Annotated in this window: 11 protein-coding genes; 6 read left to right on the top strand and 5 right to left on the bottom strand. The window is 64.2% G+C overall.

Annotation, left to right across the window (positions count from 1 at the left end):
• Window positions 1–137 precede the first annotated feature (137 nt).
• Window positions 138–12,725 (top strand): filamentous hemagglutinin family protein, encoded by a 12,588-nt coding sequence (locus KI241_RS14500; RefSeq protein ID WP_212802634.1) that lies wholly within the window; start codon window positions 138–140, stop codon window positions 12,723–12,725.
• Window positions 12,726–13,058: 333 nt separating this feature from the next.
• On the opposite strand, the gene KI241_RS14495 is transcribed toward KI241_RS14500, so the two are convergent.
• The 4 genes from KI241_RS14495 to KI241_RS14480 all read right to left on the bottom strand — a co-directional run bounded on the left by KI241_RS14495 (window position 13,059) and on the right by KI241_RS14480 (window position 19,898).
• Complete coding sequence (locus tag KI241_RS14495) at window positions 13,059–15,629, bottom strand: EAL domain-containing protein (RefSeq protein ID WP_042729746.1); 2,571 nt, start codon at window positions 15,627–15,629, stop codon at window positions 13,059–13,061.
• Window positions 15,630–15,771: 142 nt separating this feature from the next.
• Window positions 15,772–17,565 carry a thiamine pyrophosphate-requiring protein gene (locus KI241_RS14490; protein ID WP_042729745.1) on the bottom strand — a complete coding sequence of 598 codons (1,794 nt, stop codon included), beginning with the start codon at window positions 17,563–17,565 and terminating at the stop codon, window positions 15,772–15,774.
• A 276-nt stretch (window positions 17,566–17,841) separates the two neighbouring features.
• On the bottom strand, window positions 17,842–19,161 hold the full coding sequence (locus KI241_RS14485; RefSeq protein WP_123579130.1) for a HAMP domain-containing sensor histidine kinase: 1,320 nt from the start codon (window positions 19,159–19,161) through the stop codon (window positions 17,842–17,844).
• Window positions 19,158–19,898, bottom strand: coding sequence for a response regulator (locus KI241_RS14480; protein ID WP_047737859.1), 741 nt, complete (start codon window positions 19,896–19,898; stop codon window positions 19,158–19,160). Before KI241_RS14480 ends, KI241_RS14485 begins: the two co-directional genes overlap by 4 nt.
• A 228-nt stretch (window positions 19,899–20,126) precedes the next feature.
• On the opposite strand from KI241_RS14480, the gene KI241_RS14475 reads away from it, so the two are divergent.
• The 3 genes from KI241_RS14475 to KI241_RS14465 all read left to right on the top strand — a co-directional run bounded on the left by KI241_RS14475 (window position 20,127) and on the right by KI241_RS14465 (window position 22,374).
• On the top strand, window positions 20,127–20,390 hold the full coding sequence (locus tag KI241_RS14475; protein ID WP_047737861.1) for a DUF2790 domain-containing protein: 264 nt from the start codon (window positions 20,127–20,129) through the stop codon (window positions 20,388–20,390).
• A 186-nt stretch (window positions 20,391–20,576) separates the two neighbouring features.
• Complete coding sequence (locus KI241_RS14470; protein WP_212802633.1) at window positions 20,577–21,815, top strand: cytochrome c biogenesis protein DipZ; 1,239 nt, start codon at window positions 20,577–20,579, stop codon at window positions 21,813–21,815.
• A gap of 214 nt (window positions 21,816–22,029) precedes the next feature.
• The gene (locus tag KI241_RS14465) at window positions 22,030–22,374 is read left to right on the top strand and encodes a hypothetical protein (RefSeq protein ID WP_042732458.1); all 345 of its coding nucleotides are present in this window, start codon (window positions 22,030–22,032) and stop codon (window positions 22,372–22,374) included.
• A gap of 16 nt (window positions 22,375–22,390) precedes the next feature.
• Here KI241_RS14465 and KI241_RS14460 read toward each other — a convergent pair whose 3' ends face one another.
• On the bottom strand, window positions 22,391–24,271 hold the full coding sequence (locus KI241_RS14460) for a sigma-54-dependent Fis family transcriptional regulator (RefSeq protein ID WP_212802632.1): 1,881 nt from the start codon (window positions 24,269–24,271) through the stop codon (window positions 22,391–22,393).
• A 343-nt stretch (window positions 24,272–24,614) separates the two neighbouring features.
• Between KI241_RS14460 and KI241_RS14455 the strand changes: the two genes are divergently transcribed.
• The gene (locus KI241_RS14455; RefSeq protein WP_042732456.1) at window positions 24,615–25,688 is read left to right on the top strand and encodes an NAD(+)/NADH kinase; all 1,074 of its coding nucleotides are present in this window, start codon (window positions 24,615–24,617) and stop codon (window positions 25,686–25,688) included.
• 2 nt (window positions 25,689–25,690) lie between these two features.
• Window positions 25,691–26,668, top strand: coding sequence for a thiamine pyrophosphate-dependent dehydrogenase E1 component subunit alpha (locus tag KI241_RS14450; RefSeq protein ID WP_047737870.1), 978 nt, complete (start codon window positions 25,691–25,693; stop codon window positions 26,666–26,668).
• Window positions 26,669–26,689: the final 21 nt, after the last annotated feature.

The following is a 26,689-nucleotide window of genomic DNA, read 5'->3' as shown; positions in this document are numbered from 1 at the left end:
CCAACACAGCCACATGAAATTTTCATGACATCCGTTCGGTCCCGAGCGGCTGTAACCGCCTAACCCCTATAACCAACGCTGGCAGCTTGATAGCACTGCGTTGCGCCCCTTAGAGCGAACCCGAAAGGATGAGTAGGATGCTGCGCTGCAAACCGATGAAACCGAACGTTCCACGTCGCGATGGCGAGCTGTCGATGGGGCGGCTCAAGCCGCTGGCCCAGGCCATCGCGCTGTTGATGGTGGCCGGCAATGCCCAGGCGGCCACGGCGTTCAGTTCGGCCTGGTTTGCGGCGAAGGGTGCGGCCCCCGCCGGTGGTGCGGCACGGCCGACCACTGCGGTGCCTGGGATGCCGCCGCCCCTGGCCCAGCAGCAGCGGGCCAATGCCCAGTTGCAGCGCTCGTTGACCAACCTCAACAACACCGTGGCCGCGATCGCGGCCCAGCAGGCGGCGCAGGCGGCCGGGCGGCAAGCGGCGTTCGGGCAGGTGCAGGTCGTGCCCGACGGGCTGGGCGAGGGCGGCCTCAAGGTCGACAACAGCCTGACCCAGGGCTGGCTCAACGCCAAGGGGCCGCAGCAGACCCAGGCCGGCGGCAAGACCACGGTGAAGATCGAGCAGACCGCCGACAAGGCGATTCTCAACTGGGAAACCTTCAACGTCGGGCGTAACACCACGGTGGATTTCCAGCAGCAAGCGGACTGGGCAGTGCTCAACCGGGTCAACGATCCTCAAGCCCGGCCGAGCCAGATCCAGGGCCAGATCAAGGGCAACGGCACGGTGATGCTAGTCAACCGCAACGGCATCATTTTCAGCGGCAGCAGCCAGGTCAACGTGCGAAACCTGGCGGCGGTCGCGGCTAACATCACTGACGAGCAGTTCAGCCAGCGCGGCTTGTACGTCGATGCCACCGGCACCCAGCCAACCTTCACCGATGCAGCCGGCAAGGTCGAAGTGCAACGCGGTGCGCAAATTGAAACCCACCGCGCCGCCACTTCCACCGCAGGCGGTGGCTATGCCTTGCTGCTGGGTAGCGAGGTGGAGAACGCCGGCTCCATCATCACCGCCAAGGGCCAGACCACCCTCGCGGCTGGCGACAGTTTTTATATCCGTCGCGGCCAGGGCACCAGCGGCAACTCGCGCTCCACCACTCGTGGTAATGAGGTGGCGACGTCGCTCAAACCGGGCAGCAGCGCCGGCACGGTGATCAACAGCGGTCTGATCCAGGCCAGCACCGGCGACATCACCCTCACCGGGCACAATGTGCAGCAGAACGGCGTGGTGGTGGCCAGCAGTTCAGTGGACACCCGCGGCACCGTGCATTTGCTCAACGCTTTCAGCGACAGCACCGGCAGCGTGACCCTGGGGCAGGGCAGTGCCACCGCCGTGCTGCTCGACGCCGCGGGCGGCAGTGCACTGGATAGCCAACGCAATGCCGGGCCCGCGGGCCTGGATGGCGCGCCGAACAACCTGATCACCGGTCAGTTCAACAACCTCAGCAGCGTGGTCGACCGTAGCGACCAGTCGCGGGTCGAGATCGTCAGCGGTGGTAGCGTCGACTTCCAGAACGGCTCCATCACCCTGGCCACCGGCGGGCAGGTTGCGGTCAGCGCCGCGGGGCGCAGCCTGGTGCGCGATGGCGCGATGATCGACGTGTCCGGCGCCATCGGCGTCAAGGTGGCGATGGAGTCCAATTCCATCAAGGTCAACGTCCAAGGCAACGAACAACGGGATGCGCCGATCAACCGCGAAGGCGGCAAGCTGACCAACAGCGATGTGTGGGTGGACGTGCGTGACCTGGTCTACGTCCCTGCAGGCACCAACGGTTACGCCACCGACCGCTGGTACACAGCCGGTGGTCTGTTGGAAGTCGGCGGCTACCTGGGCACCCGGGGCCACAGTGTCGGCGAATGGGCGGCCCAGGGCGGTACCCTGACGTTTACCGGCAACGACGTGGTGACCCAGCAGGCGGCGCAACTGAACCTGTCCGGTGGCACCCTGGATGTGCAGAGCGGGTACCTGCGCCAATCCTGGCTCAAGGGTGCCAATGGTCGTCTGTATGAGCTGTCCAAGGCCCCGGGTGACATCCTTTACACCGGCATCTACAAGGGTTACGAAGACCACAGCCAGCGCTGGGGCCAGACTGATTACTACTACAACCCGCTCATTGCCCCGCGCGAACGTTTTGAAGCCGGCTACACCGTCGGTCGCGATGCCGGCAAGCTGGTGGTGTCGACCCGCAACGCCGTGCTGGAAGGCCATATCGTCGGCGAGGTGTACCAGGGCGAACGCCAGACCCAGGCGCCGAACCTCAACCTCGACGGCTACCAGCAATCGCAAAACGCCGTGGCCCGTCGGGCCCAGTTGTGGGTGGGCAGCTACACGCCGATCTATGACAAGACCAGTGGCGTGATCAACAGTGGCTTGAACCCCACCTTCGATCAGGTCACCGTCGGCAAGGTGACCGACAAGATTGCCGCAGGCTTGGACCTGACCTCGGCGGTCGGCAGCGACCGGCAAGGCAAGTTGGTGCTGGATAACGCGCTGCTCAATGGCTTCCAGCTCGGCGCAGTCAAGGTAGCGGGGGCTGAAGGCATCAAGGTTGACGGCGCACTCAAGGTAGCCGACGGCGGGGATATCACGCTTTATGCGCCGCAGGTGGAAGTGAACGCCGACCTGACGGCCCGCAGTGGTCGCATTGTATTGGGTAACATCCTCAAACAGGTCAGGACCGACAATTTCCAGATGGGAGACGTCACGCTTTCACCCGTTACGGGACAGCGGGCGACGGTCACATTGGGCGAAGGCGTCAAGCTGAACACCGCCGGACGCTGGAGCAATCTGCTGCTCGACGGCAACGACCGCCAAGGCCTGCCGTTCATTAACGGCGGCAGCGTGTCCGTGCGTAGCAGTGGCGATATTGATGTGCGGCAGGGCAGCCTGATCGACGTCAGCTCCGGCGCTGCCGTGATGGCCGATGGCAAGACTCGCGGCGGCAAGGGTGGAGACTTGACCTTGACCGCGAGTACCGGTGCATCGTCCGGTAACGGCGACTTGAACCTCGAAGGTGAACTGCGCGGTACTGGCGTGAGTGGTGGCGGGACCTTGAAGCTGGCGGCCAGCAAAGTGCTGATCGGCAACAGCGGCACCCCCCTCGAAGCTGGCACTCTGCAACTGGACGGCGATTTCTTCGACAAGGGTTTCTCGGCCTATGACATCACCGGCAACGAAGGCCTGACTGTGGCCGACGGGACTCGGGTCGATGTGACGATGCCGGTGTACCGTGTTGGTGAACAGGCGTTGGTCACCGGCAGCGACGCGGAGCCGGCCGCTGCCTTGCAGCGCTGGACGCCGGAGCTGTATCAGGAAGACGCGGTCAAAGGTGTCCTGACCCAGCGTCGCGGCGCGAGCCTGAGTCTCACCGCAGGCACGCCAAACTCCGGCGCGGCCGACATGGCCAGTACGGTATTGAGCTTGGGCAAGGGCAGTGTGATTACCGTTGATCCAGGCCAGGGCATCGATGTCCGGAGCAGCGGGCAATTGACCGCCAACGGCACGCTTAACGCCTGGGGCGGGCGGGTCAGCCTTACCGAGTTGAGCGTCGATGATGCGGTTCGCGATCAGGTCAATGCCCAGGGCCACGGTCGTTCCATCTGGCTGGGCGAGCAGGCGCTGATCGATGTATCGAGCCGGGCGATGACAGCTCAGGATATGCGCGGCCAGACCTATGGCCTGGTGCGCGACGGCGGGCAGATTGTCATTGGCGGCCAGATCGATGCCGCGAAAGGATCGACGTCTGCCTCCGAGCTGTTTGTGGTGGTGCGCGACGGTGCCCGTCTGCAAGCGGATGGCAGCCAGGCCGTGCTGGATGTTCCGGGTCAGGGCCGTACGTTGGTAGCGAGCAATGGCGGCAGTATTTCCCTGGCGTCGGCCAATGGCCTGTACCTGGACGGCGCGTTCAGCGCCCGCTCGGGGGGCGGCGGGGCGGCAGGTGGCAGTCTGTCGGTGGCGCTGGAAACCCCCTATTACCTGAAAAGCGCGGTCAATGCCCGAGTGTTGAGTGTTCGTGAACTGGTTCTGAAGCAAGTCGCGCAGGCAAGCCCGCTGGGCGATACGGCTGAAACCTCGGCGGACTCGTTGGTTTATGGTCACGGCCAGCTAGGTATCGATCAGGTCCAGGCCGGTGGTTTCGACAATTTGTCCTTGTTGAGCAACGGACTGATGAGCGTCGATGGCAACCTGTCGATGTCCCTCGGACAGAGCCTGAGCCTGTACGCCCGCAGCTTTGGATTGAGTGCAACCGCGCCAGCCAATACCCGGGTCGAGTTCAATGCACCCCATGTGTTGCTGTCTACTGCGACAGGGCTGGCGACCACTCGACCGAGTTTTGAGCCTTACACCCGGCCAGTGGTCGAGGGTGGCGGGGTGTCTCTATTGGCGAACAAGGCAGTGTTTTCCGTCAACGCGGATCTGCTGGATGTGCAAGGCAATGTGATGTTCAGCAGTAAAGGCACAGTGAGGCAGTCCGATGACAGCACTGTGGGACTTGAGCGCGCAGGTTTCGATCAGGTCCAGCTGAGCAGCCGGGGTGATCTGCGATTCCTGGCCGGGTTCTCGAGCGCCGATATGCCTACGGGGTTTACCACGCAATTGCTGACCCCTTCGGACATGCTGTTGCAAGCGGCCCAGCTGTATCCGGCAACCGGAGTCGGGGCTCGGGTGTTGGCGGGGTCTGGTTGGGGCACATCGGATAATGGTACCCCTCTCTACGACCCGGCACGCAGCCTGGTAATCGGGCGCACAACCCAGACGACGCCCCAGGTACCCTATTCGGTATTCGGGCGCTTGCAACTGGGTAGCGCGAACATCGAACAGGGTGGCGTGGTTCGGGCGCCGTTGGGATTGATTGAGGTCGGCACCAACGGCGGTGTAGGGGGGTATGCCATCAGCGATCGGGTAAGTCTGTTGCCGGGCAGCCTGACGTCGGTCAGCGGCTTGGGCCTGAGATTGCCCTATGGCGGCACGGTCGACGGTCAAAGTTATGAGTACGCTGGCAAGAAGGTGGTGTTGCTAGGACAGGGTGCAGTACCCAGTCTAAACGCTGACATTAACATCGGCGTTATTCTGGGCGGGCGATCGGTCACGGCACAGGAGGGTTCGGTGCTTGACCTGTCTGGTGGCGGTGATTTGCTCGGCGCTGGCTTTATCTCAGGCCGTGGTGGTTCTACTGACGCCCGTTTCAATCCGCTGGTACAAATGGGTGCCAATGGCGGTTTCACCTTGCCTGGTCTTTCCAGCAACCCGGTCTACGCCATTGTGCCGGGCAACCAGAGTCAGTATGCGCCGGTCGCTGCCGAAGGTGGCGCGGTGGATCCGAGGGTCGGTCAGCAGATCACCATCGGTGCCGGTGTGCCCGGGCTGGCTGCCGGTACTTACACCCTGATGCCGTCCACTTATGCGTTGCTGCCGGGCGCGTTCCGGGTCGAGGTCAATGGCTTGGCGGGGCAAGGCATCACAACGGGCGCGCAACAGATGCGCAACGGTTCCTGGACCACCGCCGGGGTGTTGTCGGTGGCCAATACCGGTCAGCGTAACAGTTTGTCCAGTCAGGTCATTCTGACGTCGGGGGATGTGCTGCGCCGCTACTCGCAATACAACGAAACGAGCTACGCGCAGTTCGCCGTGGCCGATGCCGCTCGCCTGGGCGTACCCCGGGCAATGTTGCCGGTAGACGCCAAGACCTTGAAACTGAACCTGGCCCCTGGAGCAGGGGATCAAGCATTCTCCTTCAAGGGTGTCGGCAAGTTCGCGCCTCAGGCGGGAGGCTTCGGCGGTTCCGTCTCAGTGGTTGGTTACGCCCGGAGCGCGCTGGAGGTGGTTGCGGATGGGCGTGGGGCCACGGCTGGTTTCGAGGGCGTGACCCTCACTGCCGAAAGCCTGAATGCATTGAACGCTTCGCGTCAGGTCATAGGCGGCCTGTTTTCGGTTAGTTACGGTCAAAGCGGAAATTACGTGACTCCGGTGTCTGAGATGTCGCGTAGCGTGACATTGCGTGAAGGTGCGGCTTTAGCAGCACCTGAGGTTTTCCTGTTGGCCAATGGCGGCGAGTTATCGATGGAACAGGGCGCTGTCATCAACACCATCGGTCGTGGCGCGGCTGCTTACGACGCCCGAGCTGGCTTTGTTTACAGTCTCAATAACGACGCCAATATGCTGGCCGCCTCCAATGGTTTGCTCAGCGTACTGGCCCCTCCATCGGGCGGCGCAGGCTCCATCAATATCGGTGGCTGCCGCCTGACGCCTTGCAGTGGCGTCACACGCATTCACTCCGAAGGCAGTATCGTTGCAGGCACCGCTGGCAGCCTGGAACTGGACGACCAGGTGCGTTACGGCACCCGTCACCTGACCCTGGCCCTGAGCAACATCAACGTCGGCACCGCCCAGGCATTGAGCGATGCGTCGGGGCGCAATGTATTGCCTGCCGGTCTGACCCTGAGCCAGACCGTTCTGGATCGCCTGTTGCGCGGGGACACCCAATATGGTGCTCCGGCCCTGGAAACCCTCGAACTGTCGGCCAGTCAGGCGCTGAATTTCTATGGCACCGTCAGCCTCGACACCTATGATTCGACCACCGGTAAGTCGCGCCTGAACAACCTGATGCTCAGCACCCCGGCAATTTATGGCGCGGGCGGCGCCGGCGATGTAGCGACCATCCGCACCGCCAACCTGATCTGGAACGGTGCCGTCGGCGCGCCGGGTTCGGTCATCGCCGGCGGGGCCGGCACCGGCGCCGGTCGCCTGGACATCCAGGCCCAGCGCATCGAGTTTGGTTACGGTGAATTCGCCCAGCCGAGCTCGGTCACCACGCTGGACCGTCTGGCCCTGGGCTTTGCCAACGTCAACCTCAACGCCAGCGAGCGTCTGACCGCCAATCACAAAGGCAGCCTGGCGGTCTATCAGACCCAGGGTGCATACGACCCGAAAACGGGCTTTGCCTACAGCGGCGGCAATCTGAATATTCTTACTCCGTTGTTGACCGGTGAAGCCGGTTCGATCAACCGCATCAGCGCGGGTGGGGCGATCAACGTGGCGGGCGCGAGCGCTAAGCCGGGCACCGTTTCCGGGCTCGGTGGCGAGTTGTCCCTCAAGAGTGCCAGCCTCAACCTGGCCAGTGCGGTGGTGCTGCCCAGTGGCAAGCTGACCTTGAGCGCGACCCGCGACCTGACCCTGGCCGATGCGGCGTTGATCGATGTGGCGGGTCGCACGGTGACTTTCAACGATGTGACGCGCTACAGCGCCGGTGGCGAGGTGATTCTGCAAAGCCAGAACGGCGACATCCGCCAGACCGATGGCTCGACCATCGACTTCTCGGCCCGCAACAACCAGGCCGGCCGGCTCAGCGCCGTGGCTGTGGACGGGGCGGCGGGGGTGGTGGACCTGCAAGGGCGGATTCTCGGCAGCAGCACGGGCGAATACGACGCCGGCGGCACCGCCATGCCGCACCTGGCCGGCAGCGTGGAAATCCAGGCCCAGCGTCTGGGCGGCAGCGGCAGTCTCAGTGAGCAGTTCGCGGCGTTGAATCAGCGCTTGAACGATGGGCAGGTCTACGGATCCCGTGGCTTCCAGCTCAAACAGGGCGACCTGGTGATCGGCGACGGGCTTAAGGCCTCGTCGATCAATGTGTCGGTGGACAACGGCAGCTTGCTGGTCAACGGCAAGGTCGACGCCAGCGGTGAGCGCGTTGGCAGTATTTATCTGGCCGCCGGCAATGCCCTGACCCTGGGCAGCGCAGCGGTGCTCGATGCCCATGGCCGACGCCTGCGGGTGGACAGCTACGGCAAGATCATCGACTCACCGAACCGCGCCATCGTGGACCTGACCGCACGCCAAGGGCTGCTGACCCTGGGCAATGGTGCCCGTATCGACCTGCGCCATGGCACCGAGGTGGCGCTGGGCAGTAAGCCGGGCATGCATGACGGTCGCGCCCGCGGAACATTGCAACTCAACGCACCACGACTGGGCGGTGTTTCAGGCGGCGACGTGGCAATCGATGCCAGCGGCGCCGTGGATGTCCAAGGCGCCCGTTCGATCGCGCTGGTGGCCATGTGGCAATACGACGATGCACCGTTGGTCAACGTACCGGCAGCCAGCGGCAAGCCTTATCAGGTCATCAATCAAGCGTGGTTGGACGATGTGCATGACGACAACACCGCGTTCATCACTCAGGCCCACGACAACGACGATCTGTTGCAGCGCAAACTCGCCGGACTGAACAACAGCCGCTATCGCGATGTATTCCATCTGCGCCCTGGTGTGGAGGTGGTGAGCGCGACGGCCGATGGCGACCTGGTGGTCCAAGGCGACCTGGACCTGTCGCGCTATCGCTATGAGAGCCTCAATCGGCATAACCAACTGGACAATGTCTATGGCTCCGGCGAATCCGCCAGCCTGACGTTGCGCGCCGGGGGCGATCTGAATATCTATGGCAGCATCACCGACGGTTTCGCCCAGCCGCCGGCCAGCAACGATGACAAGGGCTGGGTGCTATTGCCGGGTATTGATTTTGCGGCAGGCGATATCGTCGTGCCCGGTACCGGCGTGATCCTGGCGGAGGACACGGCGTTTCCGGCCGGCTCGGTGCTCAACTTCGACGTGCCGCTCAAGGGCGCCACATTGGCGGCGGGAACGCGCCTGCCAGTAGCCGCGACGCTTGATCAACCTTTGGTACTGCCGGCGGGCACGGTGCTTGCCGCGGCGGTGCATGACGCCTTGGGTAATCTGTTGTTCGCCGCCGGCACTTTGTTGGCTTCGACTCAGACCCTTGATGCGGGCACAGTGCTGGGGGCTGGGAGCCTGCTGGGCAGCAGCGCAACCATTGGCAGCCTGATCTGGCCTAAAGGCGTTGCACTGCCAGGCATTGCGGACGCGCCCCATGGCTTGACCAACGTCGTGCGTCTCAGCGGTCCCCTGGCATTGAATGTGGGTTCGAAAATTCCTTCAGGTACCGACATCAAGCTGCCGGCGGGTGTCGAGTCGGTGCAGTTGCGTCCGGAAGTGGCGGGCAGCAATTGGGCCATTGCGCCAATGTTGGCCGAGGGGTCGCAGTCCTGGTCCCTACGGCTGGTGGCCGGCGCCGATACGCAGGCGGCGGACAGTCGGGTCGTGAAGCCTGTGACGGCTGGCGGGGATCTTCGTTTGGCGGATAGTCATTACGGTATGTTTGGTGTGCCTAAGGCTGGCGAGATGTTGTGGACCGAAGCAGGGTCATTGGATTTTTTTGGCGACACCAGCATGGCAGGCCAACCGATTGACTTCGAGGCGATTGGTTACCCAGGGCTATGTACTGATTTACCGGATTTTTGTAAGGCCAGCAGTGGATATATATGGACTGAAGTAGGGGCTATCGAATGGGGGGATCCGAGTCTCGCCGGTCAACCGATTGATTTTGGTGCCATCGGGTACCCGGAATTGTGTACCGAAAATCCCTCTTATTGCCAAGCAGTCGGACAAGCCGATTACAAAGCAGGCAGCCAACGGTGGAGCGTGGTTCGTACCGGCGCGGCTGACCTTGAGCTGTTCTCGGCAGGTGATGTGAAAATGGATTCGCTGTACGGCGTCTATACCGCAGGCAGCTCGGCGAGCGCGACTCATGCCAACGATCCTTACAACCAACCTAAGGCGCTGGGTGCGGAAGGAAAGGTGCTTAACGATGCATTCGGTGACAACGAGCAGTTTGTGAATGGCGGTACTACTAGTCTTTACCGCGCTTGGTACCCGGATTTTGGCGGCAACCTGACTCTGAACGTTGGCGGGAGTCTGACCGGCAATACAATGGACGCGGTGACTAGCAGCGGTAATGCGCGACCCAATCCCGGCGATTTGGGTTATGACACTGCGAATGTCGGGAACTGGCTGTGGCGCCAAGGCAACGGCTCGGTTTCTACCGATACCCAGGCACAACCCGCTGCCTGGTGGATCAATTTCGGGAGCTATACCGCAGCACAGAATGGCAAGGCTGATTTGATGGTTGGATTTACCGGGTTTGGTACCTTGGGCGGCGGTAACCTGAATGTTCAGGTCGCGGGCGATGCAGGGGTGATCGATCAAATGGCGGGTAGCCTTCTTGAGTCGCGCAGCAACAGTCGCAGTCAAGGATTGGTGCTTGCCGTAGGCAGTACCGGGCGTGTGGACGCCGATGGCAGTCTGCAATTGACCGGCGGCGGCGATCTCAATCTGCGGGTGGGCGGTGCCTTGAATCCCGGGAGCTTGTTCACGAGCGGGCATCTCAACGGTGCGGTCATCAACCTGCGGGGGCACGCGCAGATCGATAGCGGTGCCATTGGCCGAATCGATCTTCGCTATGGCAACGCTGCCACTGTGCAGTCCCCTCGAGAGACTCGGGCATACGATTCCTTCAAATCCACACGTGGCGACGCCACCGGTGGGCTGACTCTGATGCCGGGCGACGCCACTTTCAATCTATCTACCCTGGGCGATCTCGTCGTTCAGGACGTTGCAGACCCAGGTCGGGCATTGATGATGAGCGTGTCTCCATTCAAAAGTGGCGCGATTAACGGATCGGGTGTGAGCTGGTTTACGCTGTGGACTGCCAACACGGCGATTGATCTATGGACGTCGGGAGGTAACCTGACGCCTCTGACGTTGGGGCTGGATACGGACCTTGCAATGGTCTACCCCTCAATCCTGCGGGCTGTGGCGGCCAGTGGTAGCCTGTATTACGGCAGGGCTAAGGCGATAGGTACCAGCGCAGTCTACGACGCTAACAATCTTCCAGCGCTGCTGCTCGCACCTGGCCCTAACAGTGAATTGCAATTCCTAGCCGGCGATTCCATCTACGGCGGCGACATGTCGGTCAGTCGTTCCGGTGCCGCATCGACCGCTTTGGCTACGCCATTCCGGCCAGCCTATGTCGGTTCTGTCGATAACGGCATCAGTATCAAAGTCAGCAATCTTTCGGCCGACGGTAATCCTGTGCGCCTTAGTTCGAACATGCTGCCGCTGTTTGCCTTCGACACCAGCAGCGCTTCCAGCGAATGGGCCCTCAATGCCGATCCTGCTCGCTTCTATGCACTCGAAGGCGATTTGCTGGCAGTCACCACCGGGCGGTCGATGACGTCGGTTTCCACGGCCAGATGGCCGGGGCGAATTGCATATGAAGGCGCTGGAGCTGTCCGGATGATGGCTGGGCGGGACATCGTCAGCAGCGGGGTTCCGCTGGCCGGATCGCACAGTGATAACGCTGAAGCGGGGAACTACACCGTCTCCGGCAACCTCTTCATCCACAACAACCCCACCGACATTTCCATCGTGTCAGCCGGGCGCGACATCCTCTACAGCACCTTCAACGTCGCCGGTCCCGGCCTGCTGGAGATCACCGCCGGGCGCAATATCCTGATGGACGACAAGGTCAGCATCACCAGCCTCGGCGCCGTGGTACCGGGGGATTCGCGCCCTGGCGCGAGCCTGGTGTTGCAGGCCGGCGCGGGCCTCAACGGCGCGGATTACCAGCGCTTCGTCAAAGCCTACCTGGACCCGGCGAACCAGGCCCTGGCCGGTGTGCCGCTGGCGAACCAGGACGGCAAGGTCGCCAAGACCTATGAAACCGAATTGGTGGATTGGCTGGAGAAGCGCTTCGGTTTCAGCGGCGATACCGACCAGGCCCGTGCCTATTTCGCGGCGTTGCCGGCCGAGCAGCAGCGGGTGTTTGCCCGCGACGTGTACTTTGCCGAGCTCAAGGCCGGCGGCCGCGAGTACAACGAAGTGGGCGGCGTGCGCCAGGGCAGTTACCTGCGGGGCCGCGAGGCCATCGACTGGTTGTTCCCGACCAAGGACGTGGCGGGCAATCCGATCACCTACAAGGGCGACATCACGATGTTCGGCGGGGCGGGGGTGCACACCGATTTCGGCGGCAGTATCCAGATGCTGACCCCGGGCGGCGGCCAGACTTTCGGTATCGAGGGCAACGCGCCGCCGTCCACCGCCGGGGTCATCACCCAGGGTGAGGGCGATATCCAGTTGTATGCGCAGAACAGCATCCTGCTGGGGCAGAGCCGGATCATGACCACCTTTGGCGGTTCGATCCTTGGCTGGTCGGCCCAGGGCGACATCAACGCCGGTCGGGGTTCGAAGACCACCGTGGTGTACACGCCGCCCAAGCGCTTGTACGACACCTGGGGCAACGTGACGCTGTCGCCTTCGGTACCGAGCACCGGGGCCGGTATCGCCACCCTCAACCCCATTGCCGAAGTGGCGCCGGGGGATATCGACCTGATCGCGCCGCTGGGCACCATCGATGCCGGCGAGGCGGGGATCCGGGTGTCGGGCAACGTCAACATCGCGGCATTGACCGTGGTGAACGCGGCCAACATCCAGACCCAGGGCAAGGCCTCCGGCGTGCCGTTGGCGGCTTCGGTGAACACCGGGGCCATCACCTCCGCCAGCGCGGCGGCGACCTCGGCCACCCAGGCGGCCGAGGACGTGACCCGCCAGCAGCAGAACGCGGCGCGGCAGAACCAGGCGTCGGTGTTCACCGTGCAGGTGGTGAGTTTCGGCTCCGAGCAGTTGGCCCCGTCCCGCGACGGCGCCAGCCGCGAGGCCCCTCGCGCCTATGACCCGGCCAGCCCGGTGCAAGTGCTTGGCGCCGGGCCACTGGACGAACAGACTCGGCAGCGCTTGACCGAAGAGGAGCGGGGGCGGTTGAGTCTGTGACCGGGGCAGACCGGGCCTGCCCCTTCGCGGGCAAGCCCGCTCCCACCGTATTGTGTGGTGGGCTTGAGGTGTGTGTCCGCCACAGATCCCCTGTGTGGGGGCGGGTTTGCTCGCGACGAGGGCGGGTCAGTGGATGAAGGTGTCGACTGACCTGGCGCTATCGCGGGCAAGCCCGCTCCCACAGTGTTGTGTGGTGGGCTTGAGGTGTGTGCCCGCCACAGATCCCTGTGGGAGCGGGCTTGCCCGCGAAGGCGGCCTGACAGCCGGCCTGGCTCTTGCGGTGGGCCCCAATCCAACTGCTCGCGAAGGCGGTCAGTCAGCTCTTGCGAGGGCTCACAGCCACCGCGGGGTGGTAAAGAACGAGGCCATTTCCGAGCGGGCCAGAGGCGAGCCGAAATAGGGGCCTTGGACATGGTCGCAGGCCACGCTGCGCAACTGGCGGAACTGCCGGGCGTTCTCGATGCCTTCGGCGGTCACCCTCAACCCCACGCTGCGACTCAGGCGGATCATGGCGAGTACGCCTTCCTCATCCTGCTCCAGGCCCAGTTGCGAGAGGATGTTGCGATCGAAGCGAATACCATCGAATGGCTGGTTCAGCACTTCGCGCAAGGACGCGATGTTGGTGCCGAACTTGTCGATATTGATCCGTACGCCCAGGTTTTTCAGGGCATGGAGGGTCGCGGCGACCGCCTTGTGATCGGCCAGCAGAACCCCTTCAGCCACCTCCAGGGTCAGCCGATGCGACGCCAGGCCGCTGGCATCGAGGGCCGCTTGCACCTGCTTGAGCAGGAAGCTGCTGCTGAACCACCTGGGGGAAACCGCGATGGACACGCTGACCGCGCTCGGCCAGCTCACCGCTTCTTCGCAGACGTTGATCAGCATCCAGGTGCCCAGTTCTTCCAACTGGCCGGAAGTCTCGGCAATGGGAATGAAATCGGCGCCCCCCAGTTCACCTTTCTCGGGGTGGTGCCAGAAGGCCTGCGCCTCGAACCCATGTAATTGTTCGGCGTTCATGTCGAAGCGAGGCAGGTAGCGCAGTTCCAGTTGGCCCTGCTGCATCGCGTCGCGCAGTTGCTGTTCGTAGCGGCGCCGGTCGCGGGCGACATTGCCCATGGCTTCCACGTACACGCGCCAGGTGTTGCGGCCCGCTGCCTTGGCGGCGTACAGGGCGATGTCGGCTTGGCGCAGCAACTCGTGGGCGCGCTCGTCGCCCGGTTGCGCCCAGGCAACGCCGATGCTCACGCCCAGGTACAAGGTGTTGCCGTCCAGGTGCATCGGCCGCTGCATGCAATCGATCAGGCGCTGGCAGAGCTGGTCGAGGTCACTGGCTTCGCCCGGTTCAGGCATGACGATGACAAACTCATCGCCGCCCAGGCGCGCCACCAGGTCGGTGCTGCGTACGTTCTGCTGGAGGATATGGGCCACTTCCTTCAAGACCTTATCGCCCACGGCGTGGCCCAGGGAGTCGTTGACCGGCTTGAAGCGGTCCATGTCCAGGTTCAGCACGGCCAGCGATGCGCCGTCGGTGCGGCCGAGGTGTTCGCTGAGGCAGTCGAACAAGCGATTGCGGTTGGCCAGCCCGGTCAACGGGTCGTGGAGCGACAGGTGCTTGATCTGCGCCAGCGCCCGCAACTCCTCGGTGATGTCGGTGGCGGTGCCGCGAAAGCCCAGGGTGCCGGCCTCGATGGCCCGCACGGCGATCTTGCAGGTGCGTGTGCGCAGGTTGCGCGCGGTGTATTCGCACAGCAGTGCGGTCGGCTCGGCACTGTTGGCGCCGCCCAGCAGCCAGTGGGCGATGGAAATCGATCCGTCATGGGGATGAAGCAACCGGTGCAGCGGCTTGCCCAGCCATTCCGCCGGACTGAAGCCGGTCACTTGTTCAAAGCGTTCCGACAGGTAGGTGAGGGTTCCGGCCGAGTTGACTTCCCACAGCCAGTCGGACGATACCTCGGCAATGTCGCGGAAACGCTCTTCACTGCGCTCCAGCGCCTTGCGATGGGCCAGCAGGCTGGCGTACTGGCGCTCCTGGGCGCGGAGCATGACCAGGGCATGGCGCAACACCGCCAGCGCCAGGATCGCCAGCACCAGCAGCGCCACGGCCAGCACCGGCAGCAAGGCCTTGCGCAGGTCACTGCCCGGCGTCAGCGGGCGCCAGGCCAGTGCCTCCTGGGTCAGGTCGTTCAGTAGAAACTGGGCGGTGTCGGGTGGTCCGGGCGAGCGGGCGACGTGGGCATCGGGCAGGACGAAGTCCCGCGCCAGGTTCTGCAACGACGCGCCATCGAGGACCTTGACGAACAGCATCAGGCTGGGCGGGCCGGGAATGTGCGGCACGCTGTTATCCGTGCCGGTGGTGATGGCGGACGTGGCGACGAACGCTGGGGCGCCGTCGTGGTGCAACATCTCGACGATGACTTCGTCGCGATTGTTCTCGGCGCTGGCTTTTTTCTCCAGGGCCCGCAGGTTGCCGGTCAGCCAGGCATCGGCGGTGACGTCGCTCAGCTGCCCGTCGATCACCGAATAGACGGTCTTGCCGGTCGGGGAAATAACGAACACGGCCTGGTAGCCGTAGAGCGAAAAGACGCTGCTGCCGACGTTTTCCTGGTCGAAGGCCCAGGCCTTGTCCACTTCGACATGCAGGTGGCGGTAGGCGTCGCTCCACTTGGAGTAGTCGTTCAAGTCCCGTGCGATGCCGGTGCGGATGCCCTCGATGGCCCGTTGGGCGAAGAACAGGCTCTGTTCACGGGCGCGTTGGTCTTGGGCGGCCGTGATGTTGAGCAACACGGCAATCGCCAGGGCCGACATGAAAAACAGCACCAGCATAATGGCCGGGAAGGTGCGGCGAGTGAAGTTTCGGCTTGGCGAGCCCGAGAGGACAGTTGAGTCGTTGCCAGCATCTTCAGTCATAAACAAGCCATCAGCTAAACGCGAAATATCCCGCACGTCCCTGTATCGGCTGTCTGATCGATTAACTTAATTGACCCGACAGTCGACACGGCCCGTGCGGGGCGGCCGTTGGCGTTGCCTGAAACCAGGCTGGTGTTGTGGTTCAGTCTTTTTTTGTGCCCGGCAGCAGGGCGCCCAGCACCTGTTTGGCGGTCTCGACCACGATGCCACGTTCGTTTGGGTCACCCTGCAGGAGCGTGGAGGCGAACTTCTTCGCCTGTTCCAGCTTGATGTGCGGCGGCAGCGGCGGCACGTCGGGGTCGGTGCGAAATTCGATCAGCACCGGCCGTTGCGCCGCCAGCGCTTGCTCCCAGGCCGCCGCCACATCGTCCTCGTGCAGCACCAGAATGCCCTTCAGGCCGATGGATTCGGCGAACAGGTGGTAGGGCACGTCGGGGATGTCCTGGGAGGCCTCGAACTTCGGATCGCCCTCCATCACCCGTTGCTCCCAGGTCACCTGGTTCAGGTCGCGGTTGTTGAACACCGCGCAGATCCAGGTGCCGTTGGCCCAGGTGCGCCAGTACTTGGCAACGGTGATCAGCTCAGCCATGTTGTTCATCTGCATGGCGCCATCGCCCACCAGGGCGACCACTGGCCGATCCGGGTGGCAGAACTTCGCCGCAATGGCATAGGGCACGGCGGCACCCATGGACGCCAGGCCGCCGGACAGCGAGCACATCATGCCGCGCCGGATCTGGATATCCCGGGCGAACCAGTTGGCGCAGGAGCCGGAATCGCAAGTGATGATGGCGCGGTCCGGCAGCCTCGGCGACAGCTCGAACGTCACGCGCTGCGGATTGATCGGCTTGGCCGAGACCAGGGCACGCTTTTCCAGGGTCTTGTCCCAGCGTTCGCGCCAGTGCTCGATCTTCTTGCGCCAGGTGCGATCGGTCTTTGTTTCGAGCAGTGGCAGTAGGGCCCGCAGAGTGTCGGCGCTGTCGCCGTGCAAGCTGACCTCCATGGGGTAGCGCAGGCTGAGCATGTCCGGTTGAATGTCGATCTGCACGCCGCGGGCCTGGCCTTCAGGAGGCAGGAATTCGGCGTAGGGGAAGCCGGAGCCGATCATCAGCAGCGTATCGCAGCCGGCCATCATGTCGTCGCTGGGTTCAGTGCCGAGCAGGCCGATGGAGCCGGTCACCCAGGGCAGGTCGTCCGGTACGGCGGCCTTGCCGAGCAACGCCTTGGCCACGCCGGCCCCGAGTTTCTCGGCGACGGCGATCACTTCGTCGGTGGCCCCTAGTGCACCGGCGCCTACCAGGATGGCGACTTTCTTGCCGGCATTGAGGACCTCGGCGGCCTTGCGCAGATCGTCCTCGTACGGCACGACCCTGGGCTTGCGGTAGCCGACGCCGGAATGCACCGTGCCGTGCTTGTGGGGCGGGGCGGTGTATTCCAGGTCCTGGAGGTCGTTCGGCAGGATCAGCGCCGTGACCCGGCGCTCGCCCACGGCCGTGCGCACGGCGCGATCGAGCAGGTGGCGGACCTGGGACGGTGCGCTAGCCTGCTGCACGAACGCTCCGGCGACGTCCTTGAACAGGCTGACCAGGTCCAGTTCCTGCTGGTAGTGCCCGCCCAGGGCTGCGCGAGCCTGTTGGCCGCAGATGGCCAGCACCGGCATGTGGTCCATGCGGGCGTCATAGAGGCCGGTGATCAGGTGCGAGGCGCCCGGCCCGGAGGTGGCGATGCACACCCCCAGTTCACCGGTGAACTTGGCGTGGGCACAGGCCATGAACGCGGCCATTTCCTCGTGGCGGGCCTGGATGAAGCGGATTTTCCCGTTCGCCCGGTTCAGGGCGCCGAAGACCCCGTTGATGCCATCGCCCGGATAACCATAGATACGACGAACCCCCCATTCATAAAGGCGTTCCACCAGAAAATCACCGACGGTCATGCTCATGTCTGTCCCTCGTAGGTAGGCCGCGCAGGCGCGCGGCGTTGACGGTCATACAGGACTGGACCGATGCAAGCGGTTCAAGGTTTCGATTTTTTCCGGCGGCAGGGGTAACGAAAAAGATCACTGGATTAGTCAATGTGGCGAGGGGATTTATCCCCGCTGGGCGGCGAAGCGGCCCTGGAACCTGTCGCCTCGGTGTGTCAAGAGGATTGAGTCAGCTGCGTTGGGGCTGCTGCGCAGCCCAGCGGGGATAAATCCCCTCGCCACATTGGATCGCGGTTAACTCATCGAGGTGTCGCGACCCAGGCGCAACTCGGCGCACAGGCCGCCGCCATCGCGGTTGCTCAGGGTCAGCGAGCCGCCCATGGCGATTGCCAGTTGCTGGGCGATGGCCAGCCCCAGCCCGGTGCCGCCGGTTTCCCGGTTGCGCGAGCTTTCGACCCGGTAGAACGGCTTGAGTACTTCGGCCAGTTCCTGTTCGTCGATACCGGGGCCACGGTCCAGGACCTGGATCGACAGTTGCCCGTTGTCGGTGGGCTGCACATGGAGCTGGGCCGCGCCGCCGAATTTCAGTGCGTTGTCCACCAGGTTGACCAGCACGCGCCGCAAGGCATGGGGGCGGGTGTCGATGACCGCGGCGTTTTTTCCGGACAGGTGCACGTCCTTGCCGGTGTCCTGGTAGTCGAACACCAGGCTGTCGAGAAACGCGTCGAGGTTGATGCGGCAGCTGGCCTCGGTGGCGCCATGGATGCTGCGGGCATAGGCCACGCCTTCGCGCACCAGGTGCTCCATCTCGCTCAGGTCGCTCCAGAGCTTGTCCTTTTCCAGGCCATCGTCCATGAACTCGGCGCGCAGCTTCATGCGCGTGATGGGCGTCTGCAAGTCATGGGAGATCGCCGCCAGCAACTGCATGCGCTCCTTGAGGTAGGCGGCGATGCGGTCCTGCATGGCATTGAACGCCTTGGCGGCGTGCAGCACCTCGGTGGGGCCTTTTTCGTCCAGGCGCACGCTGTGGGCATTCGGGTCGAGGGTTTCCACCGCCTGGGCCAGCCGGGTAAGCGGGCCGACGGCAATGCGCACGGCCAGCCAGGTGCAACCGATCAACAGCGCCAGCTGCCCCAGCAAGACCATCGGCAACCACGGCGACAGCGGCACCATTGCCGGGCGCACGTCGATGGTCAACGGGCTGCCGTCGCTCAAGCGAAGGTGAGCCTGGTAGTGCTTCTGCGGCCCGGGCAGGTCGGTGAAGGTCAGGGCGTAGGCCTGGCCGATGGCGTCCTGGATCGAACTCATCGAGATCGGCGCATCGTCGGTCTGCATCGGCTGGCCGGCCTGGCCTTCTTCCAGCAGGTAGCCGTAGTTGCGCCGGGCGAGTTTCGGCAGCCAGGCCGGACGCTCGGCGGCGGGCAGGCGGTCGAGGATGGCGACGGAGGTGGCAACGTCGGTTTCCAGGTTGCCGAGCATGGTGGACTTGGCGCTCTGGTAGCGCTCGTAGTACTGGGCGCCGAAGGACAGGCCCTGGGCCAGGATCAGCCCGACCAGGAAAATCAGCGACAGCCTCGACGCGAGGGTGCGTGGCCAGCGCAGCGGCAGGTTCATACCGACGCCTCGAGGATTTCCACCGGCAGCGAGAACACATAACCTTCGCTGCGCACGGTCTTGATGTAGGCCGGTTCCCGGGCATCGTCCAGCAGGCGCTGGCGCAGGCGGCTGACCAGCAAGTCGATGGAACGGTCGAACAGGTCGGCGTCCCGGCCCTGGGTCAGGTTGAGCAACTGGTCACGGTTGAGCACCCGCTGCGGATGGTCCAGGAACACCCGCAACAAACGGTACTCGGCGCCGCTCAGGGCCACCAGGGTGCCGTCGGTATCCAGCAGGTGGCGGGCGGTGGTGTCCAGGCGCCAGCGGCCAAACCCCAGCAGGCGACCGCTTTCGGTGACCACCAGGTTGGGCGGCAGCATGCGGGTGCGGCGTAGCACGGCGTTGATGCGGGCCAGCAGTTCCCGGGCGGCGAAGGGCTTGACCAGGTAATCGTCGGCGCCCATTTCCAGGCCGATGATGCGGTCGGTTTCGTCATTGCGGGCGGTGAGCATCAGCACCGGCGTAGCCTTGTGCTTGCCGGCGCGCAATTCGCGGCACAGCACCAGGCCGTCATCGCCGGGCATCATGATGTCGAGCACGATCAGGTCCACCGGGGTGGTCTCCAAGAACGCCCGCATCTGCCGGCCATCGGCGACGACGGTGGTGCGCAGGCCGTTCTTCTTCAGGTAGTTGCCCACCAGCTCTCTGATCTCGCGATCGTCATCCACAATCAATACGTGATCGACATGATCCATGGTGCCCAGTCCCCTTGGCGTTTCGGTGTGGTCAGTCTACAGGCGCCAGCCGGCGCGGCTCGCGGCGGTTTGTATTGCAGTGTATCTGGCGCGCGACGGATACACAGGGATGCAAAAAGCCCCCCGGCCCGATACAGGCGCGATACCTGGGCAGCATTCAATGGCGTCCAACGGGGCAACGCAACCGGCCTCGACAGAAAACCCATTGACTGCACCGAGGACACCGCCATGAACACCAAAGCCATCTACGCCGCCTGCCTCTTCGCCGCATTGAACATCTGCACGCTGTCCGCCCGGGCCGAAGGCAACGTCCAGGCGCAAACCTACACCTACGGCACCCACCTGGACATCCAGAAAGTGCTCTCGATGACCGAAGATGCCGGCCCGGACTGCGGCGTGGTCAACGCCCACATGACCTACCTGGATTCGGCAGGTCACCAGCAGGCGCTGGACTACAGCAAGTTTTCCGATCATTGCAGTGACGGGAACTGAGTACAGCATCAAGAATGTTTCCAACCACTGTGGCGAGGGGATTCATCCCCGCTGGGTTGCGAAGCAACCCCAAATCCTCTCACTGCGATGTGACAGCGACTTCCAGGGGACCGCTTCGCGGTCCAGCGGGGATGAATCCCCTCGCCACAAGGGCCCGAGTCGGCCTGACTTCTGATAGGTGATGCCATGCTTCTGATCGCTTTCCTCGGCGGGATCCTGACGATCCTCAGCCCTTGTATTCTGCCTGTGGTGCCGTTCCTGTTCGCTCGGGCCAATCGTGCGCCGGGTTCCATGTTGTTGACCCTTGGCGGCATGGTGCTGACGTTCGCCCTGGTGTCGAGCCTGGCGGTGGTCAGCAGCGACTGGGTGCTGCGCGCCAGCAACGTCGGCCGGCAAGTCGCCCTGGCGGTGATGGTGCTGTTTGCCTTGTCGCTGATCTTCAGCCGGGTCGGCACCTGGTTGGCGCGGCCGCTGGTGCACCTGGGCAACCGGGTGGACGCCGGCGCCGGGCGCCTGGGTGGGCCGCTGGCATCGGTGCTGATCGGCGTCGCCACCGGGCTGCTCTGGGCGCCTTGCGCCGGGCCGATACTCGGCGTGATCCTGACCGGTGCCATGCTGCAGGGCGCCAACGCCGGAACCAGCCTGTTGCTGCTCGCCTATGGCCTGGGCAGCGCCTTGTCCCTGGGCACCTTGATCTTCGCCGGACGCGGCGTGGTCTCCCGGCTGAAGCTGTCCTTGCCGGTGACGGCCTGGCTGCGCCGGGGCAGCGGAGTGGTCGTGCTGTTGGCTGCGGTGGCGATTGGCACCGGTGCCGATGATCGGTTATTGGCCAACACCTCTTCACAAGGGGGCGCGAGCCTGGAGCAGAGCCTGCTGGACAAGGTGCCCAAGGCGATCGACTACGTGGTCAGCAAGGCCAGCGCCAGCCCCATGCCGACCCTTGAGGCCAAGGGAGACATGCCTTCGCTGGACGGCGCGGTGCAATGGTTGAACTCGCCGCCGCTGAGCGCCGAATCACTGCGCGGCAAGGTGGTGCTGGTGGACTTCTGGACCTACGACTGCATCAACTGTCAGCACACGCTGCCTTACGTGAACGGCTGGGCGAAGCAATACGAGAAGGATGGGCTGGTGGTCATCGGCGTCCATACCCCGGAATACGGCTACGAGAAGATCATCGACAACGTGCGTGAGCAGGTGCGCAAGCTGGGCATCCACTACCCGGTGGCCATCGACAATCAATATGCGATCTGGCGTGCCTTCGACAACCAGTACTGGCCGGCGCATTACTTCATCGACGCCAAGGGGCAGGTGCGCTACAGCCACTTCGGCGAAGGGCGCTATGCCGAGCAGGAACAGGTGATCCAGCAGTTGCTGCAAGAGGCCAAGGCGGACGCAGCCACAATTCATCACACCAAGGGTCAATAGTGCACAAACCCTGTGGCGAGGGGATTTATCCCCGTTGGGTCGCGAAGCGGCCCCAAAACCTGACGACTCGATGCGTCAGATAGATCTACGGGGCTGCTTTGCAGCCCAACGGGGATAAATCCCCTCGCCACAGGGGGCGCACGTCAGTGCTGGCCCCTTGCTTGCGAAAACGTCGTCAAACTTCTTTTATTTCAGAATGTTGAGCGACAAACCTATGCAAATTTCTATGTCGAGCCTGGCGCGATGGGGCGCGGTGACGGTTCTCCTGGCGGCCGTCTCGCTTGAGGTCCAGGCCAGGGCACTGACGCAAAACCAGCAATCGGTGTGTCGCTGGGGATCGGACATCGCGGCAGGGGCACAGGCCTCGAAACTGTCCGGGATCACCCTGTACGGCGCACGCAAGAAGCTGCAGGTGCGCAAGTTTCCCCGGCCCTGGATGCGCATGACCGCCCTGGGCATCACCGAGCAGACCTACAACAGTGCCTCGCGCCTCAAGCCCGCCGCAGTCAAGCAGACCTACTACGAGCAGTGCGTGCGCCACGAACTGGCGCAGAAATGATCGAGCACCAACTGCGCTAAGCCGGCCTGCGCCCCGGCATTTCGATGCCATGCTGGTGGACCCGTCGATACAGGGTCGCCCGGGAAATGCCCAGGGCCCGGGCAGCAGCCGTGGGCTTCCAGCGATGGCGCACCAAGGCATCGAGCAGCGCCTGGCGTTCCGGGCTGGCGCTCGGTTCCGACGCCTCCAACGCAACGTCGCCGCCGTGCAGTGACTCGGGCAGGTGGCGGAGTTGGATCACGTCGGCGTCGCACACCGCGCAGGCGTAGCGCAGCACATGGCGCAACTGGCGGATATTGCCCGGCCAGTGATAGCCGAGCAGGCATTCCAGGGCCGCGTCGCTGCATTGCACAGGCGTGCCGCACAGCGCCGCCTCCTCGGCGAGAACACGATTGATCAGCGCCAGTCGATCCGTGCGTTCGCGCAGCGGTGGCAGTTGGAAGCGGGCGCCGCCGAGGCGGAAGTACAGGTCTTCGCGAAATTCGCCGCTGGCCACCAGCGTCTCCAGGTCGCGGTGCGTGGCGCAGATCACCTGGATGTCGACGGCCTTGCGCCGTGAAGCACCCAGCGGCGCCACTTCGCCTTCGGCCAACACCCGCAGCAGGCGGGTTTGCAGCGCCAGCGGCATGTCGCCGATTTCATCGAGGAACAACGTGCCGCCATCGGCTTGTTGCAGCAGGCCTTGCATGCCTTTGGCCGACGCGCCGGTGAAGGCCCCGGCGACATAGCCGAACAACTCGCTCTCGATCAGACTTTCGGGAATCGCCGCGCAATTGAGCGCCACGAACGGGCGATCACGACGTTCGCTGGCCTGGTGCAGTTGACGGGCGAACACTTCCTTGCCGGACCCGGTTTCGCCCTGGACCAGCACCGGCAGGTTGCGGTCCTTGACCCGTACCGCCAGGCGCAGGCTGTCGGCCAGGCGTGGATCGAGCTCGGCCGGTGCCAGCGCGACCCGGGGCCGACTGGTGGCCCGCTGGCGTGGCGCGCTGAGGCGGCCGTGCAGGGCTGGGCCGTTGCCGTGGCCCAGCAGGGGGTAGAGGTGTTCGTCTCGGGCACGGTGCAGCCACTGTTGATCGAACACCTGGCTGATATGGCTCGGCAACTGGCCGTAGCGTTCCAGCAGGTATTGGCGGGCAGCCGGGTTCAGCGCTTGCAGGCAACCGTCGTCGTCCCAGGCGAAGAGGAAGTCCGGTTGGCTGTCGACATAGCCGGCGTTGCGGTGACCGCGCAGCACCCAGTAGCCCTGGGCGCTGCTGAGGAAAAACGCTTGTTCGATCTCCCGGGCGCTCTGCACCACCATTTGCCGGATCAGGTGCTGCGAGCGCCGATCATCCGGTGAGCGCACCGCCGACACGTCCAACACGCCGAGCAGTTCCCCCTGAGGGTCGAAGACCGGGGCCGCCGAGCAGGTCAGGCCGATGAACGCGGCGCGGAAATGGTCGCGCTTGTGCACCGTCACCGGTGCCTTGGCCGTGAGCACGGCCGCCACCCCGCAGGTGCCTTCTTCACCCTCCGACCAACAGGTGCCCAGGTAAAGCCCGGCCTTGCGGCAGTCGTTGCGCAGGGTGGTTTCCACGCGGTAGTCGATGGTCTGGCCCTGGGCGTCGGTCAGCAACACGCAGTAATCGGCGTCGCGCACCCGACCATGGAGGCGGGCGACTTCTTCGCTGGCGATGTTGAGGAACAGTTCGGAGCGCTCGCGACACTGCTTGAGCACGTCCTCGGAGAGGATGCGCGGGCCCTGCAAGGAGCCTGGGTCCAGGTGGTGTTGCTCCATGGAGCGACGCCAGGAGTCGAGGATCAGGTCCGGCACGGGCAACTGGGGCAACCGGTCGGCGTTCTTCACCACGCGGCTGACGCAATCGACATGCGCCCGGGAGTGAGCGGAAAGCATGGGGCCTCCGATTCAGCTTCTTATCGTTGTGCGCCCATTAAGCGCCGTTCGCCGGACGCAGACAAGCCTGGCCGGCCTCAGGGCTGGGGTGAGACGCCACGTCTCACGGTCTCGGCAAGCACCCGTGCAGGCTGACATGCGGCGTCTCACGAGGCCTGGCCTCTGGCACCCGTTCATTTCGTCTGGAGGCCTCTGGATCGGGCTTTCAGCGGGTTTTCTCAGGAACTGGCACCGGCCTTGCTCTGTGCCTAGGGCCCGCTCGACGGGTCTTCGAATAATAAAAACGAGGTGCGCCCATGTCTTCCTGCCCAGGTCGTTTTCCCTTCACGCTGACGGTGACGTCATGAGTCGCCGGCCCTTGACGGTGGGCATCATCGCCAACCCGGCATCGGGCCGCGACGTTCGGCGCCTGACCGCCAACGCCGGGCTGTTTTCCAGCACCGACAAGGTGTCGGTGATCCAGCGCTTGCTGGCCGCGTTCGGCGCCACGGGTGTTGAGCAGGTGTTGATGCCCACCGACATGATTGGCATGGCCGCCGCTGTGCTGAAGAACAGCCACGGCCGCCAGGCGCGCAGCAGCCACTGGCCGGCCTTGGAGTTCCTTGACCTGACCCTGCGCCAGACCGTCGAGGACACCCGACGGGCGGCGCGGTTGATGGCCGAACGCGAGGTCGCGCTGATCGCTGTGCTGGGCGGTGACGGCACCCACAAGGCCGTGGCCGCCGAGGTCGGCGACATCCCGCTGCTGACCCTGTCCACCGGCACCAACAATGCTTTTCCCGAACTGCGCGAGGCCACCAGTGCTGGCTTGGCCGGCGGGTTGTACGCCAGTGGCCGGATCCCGGACTCGATCGGCTTGCGCCGCAACAAGCGCTTGTTGGTCTGTGATGCCGGACGTGGCTTGCGCGAAGTCGCCCTGGTGGACGTCGCCGTGTCGCCGCTGCGCTTCGTCGGCGCCCGGGCCATCAGTCGCGCACAGGACCTGGCCGAAGTCTTCGTGACCTTCGCCGAACCGCAATCCATTGGCCTGTCGGCGCTGTGCGGCTTGTGGTTTCCGGTTTCACGCCAGGCACCGGGGGGCGCCTGGATGCGCCTGGACCCGCAATCCCCCGAAGCGCTGCTGGTGCCGCTCGCGCCAGGGCTGCTGCAAGGCTGTGGCGTGCTCGCTGCCGGGCCCCTGGAACCTGGCATCGCCCACGGCCTGTCGCTTTCCAGCGGCACCCTGGCCCTGGACGGTGAGCGGGAAATCGAATTCAACGCGCAGGACCGGCCAACGGTCACCCTCGATGCCGGCGGCCCGCTGAGCATCGACGTCAATGCGGTGCTGGCCTACGCCGCGCAACACCGTTTGCTGGCGATCGGCCGCGAACACCCGCAACACCCTCTGAATCTTCAAGAAGACACCCCAGGAGAATAAAAATGTCGACACCGCTCACCCACGATCAACTGCTGCACGCCTACCAGGTGATGCGCACCATCCGTGCGTTCGAAGAGCGCCTGCACGTGGAATTCGCCACCGGCGAGATCCCCGGCTTCGTCCACCTTTATGCCGGCGAAGAGGCGTCGGCCGCCGGGGTCATGGCGCATCTGGGCGATGACGACTGCATCGCCTCCAACCACCGTGGCCACGGCCATTGCATAGCCAAGGGCGTGGACGTCTACGGGATGATGGCCGAGATCTACGGCAAGAAAACCGGGGTCTGCCAGGGCAAGGGCGGCTCGATGCACATTGCCGATATCGAGAAGGGCATGCTCGGCGCCAACGGCATCGTCGGGGCGGGCGCGCCGCTGGTGGTCGGCGCCGCGCTGGCGGCCCGGCTCAAGGGCACCGACAGTGTCGCCGTGGTGTTCTTCGGCGATGGCGGCTCCAACGAAGGCGCGGTGTTCGAAGCCATGAACATGGCGTCGGTGTGGAACCTGCCGTGCCTGTTCATCGCCGAGAACAATGGCTACGCCGAAGCGACCGCCTCCAACTGGTCGGTGGCCTGCGATCACATCGCCGACCGCGCCGCCGGCTTCGGCATGCCCGGGGTCACGGTGGACGGTTTTGATTTCTTCGCCGTCCATGAAGCCGCCGGCGCCGCGGTCGAGCGTGCCCGGGCGGGCGAGGGGCCCTCGCTGATCGAGGTCAAGCTGACGCGCTACTACGGCCACTTCGAGGGCGATGCCCAGACTTACCGGGCGCCTGATGAGGTCAAGCATTTCCGCGAGCACCAGGACTGCCTGATGCAGTTCCGTGAACGCACGACCCGGGCCGGGTTGCTGACGGTCGAGCAACTGGACCTGATCGATAAGGAGGTGGACCTGTTGATCGAGAACGCGGTGTACAAGGCCAAGTCCGATCCCAAGCCCACCGCGGCGGACCTGCTGACCGACGTCTACGTCTCCTACCCCTGAACGCCCCTATAAAACAAGAAC

Source organism: Pseudomonas sp. Cab53 (assembly GCF_018325965.1).
In the GTDB taxonomy this organism is placed as follows: Bacteria; Pseudomonadota; Gammaproteobacteria; order Pseudomonadales; family Pseudomonadaceae; genus Aquipseudomonas; species Aquipseudomonas chlororaphis_E.
This window is presented reverse-complemented; position numbering and strand designations above follow the sequence as displayed.

What these genes read in the sequence shown, in the direction of transcription:
- KI241_RS14500 (WP_212802634.1), top strand. Translation starts at nt 138, where the DNA reads ATGCTGCGCTGCAAACCGATGAAACCGAACGTTCCACGTCGCGATGGC.
- KI241_RS14495 (WP_042729746.1), bottom strand. Translation starts at nt 15,629, where the DNA reads ATGACTGAAGATGCTGGCAACGACTCAACTGTCCTCTCGGGCTCGCCA.
- KI241_RS14490 (WP_042729745.1), bottom strand. Translation starts at nt 17,565, where the DNA reads ATGAGCATGACCGTCGGTGATTTTCTGGTGGAACGCCTTTATGAATGG.
- KI241_RS14485 (WP_123579130.1), bottom strand. Translation starts at nt 19,161, where the DNA reads ATGAACCTGCCGCTGCGCTGGCCACGCACCCTCGCGTCGAGGCTGTCG.
- KI241_RS14480 (WP_047737859.1), bottom strand. Translation starts at nt 19,898, where the DNA reads ATGGATCATGTCGATCACGTATTGATTGTGGATGACGATCGCGAGATC.
- KI241_RS14475 (WP_047737861.1), top strand. Translation starts at nt 20,127, where the DNA reads ATGAACACCAAAGCCATCTACGCCGCCTGCCTCTTCGCCGCATTGAAC.
- KI241_RS14470 (WP_212802633.1), top strand. Translation starts at nt 20,577, where the DNA reads ATGCTTCTGATCGCTTTCCTCGGCGGGATCCTGACGATCCTCAGCCCT.
- KI241_RS14465 (WP_042732458.1), top strand. Translation starts at nt 22,030, where the DNA reads ATGCAAATTTCTATGTCGAGCCTGGCGCGATGGGGCGCGGTGACGGTT.
- KI241_RS14460 (WP_212802632.1), bottom strand. Translation starts at nt 24,271, where the DNA reads ATGCTTTCCGCTCACTCCCGGGCGCATGTCGATTGCGTCAGCCGCGTG.
- KI241_RS14455 (WP_042732456.1), top strand. Translation starts at nt 24,615, where the DNA reads ATGAGTCGCCGGCCCTTGACGGTGGGCATCATCGCCAACCCGGCATCG.
- KI241_RS14450 (WP_047737870.1), top strand. Translation starts at nt 25,691, where the DNA reads ATGTCGACACCGCTCACCCACGATCAACTGCTGCACGCCTACCAGGTG.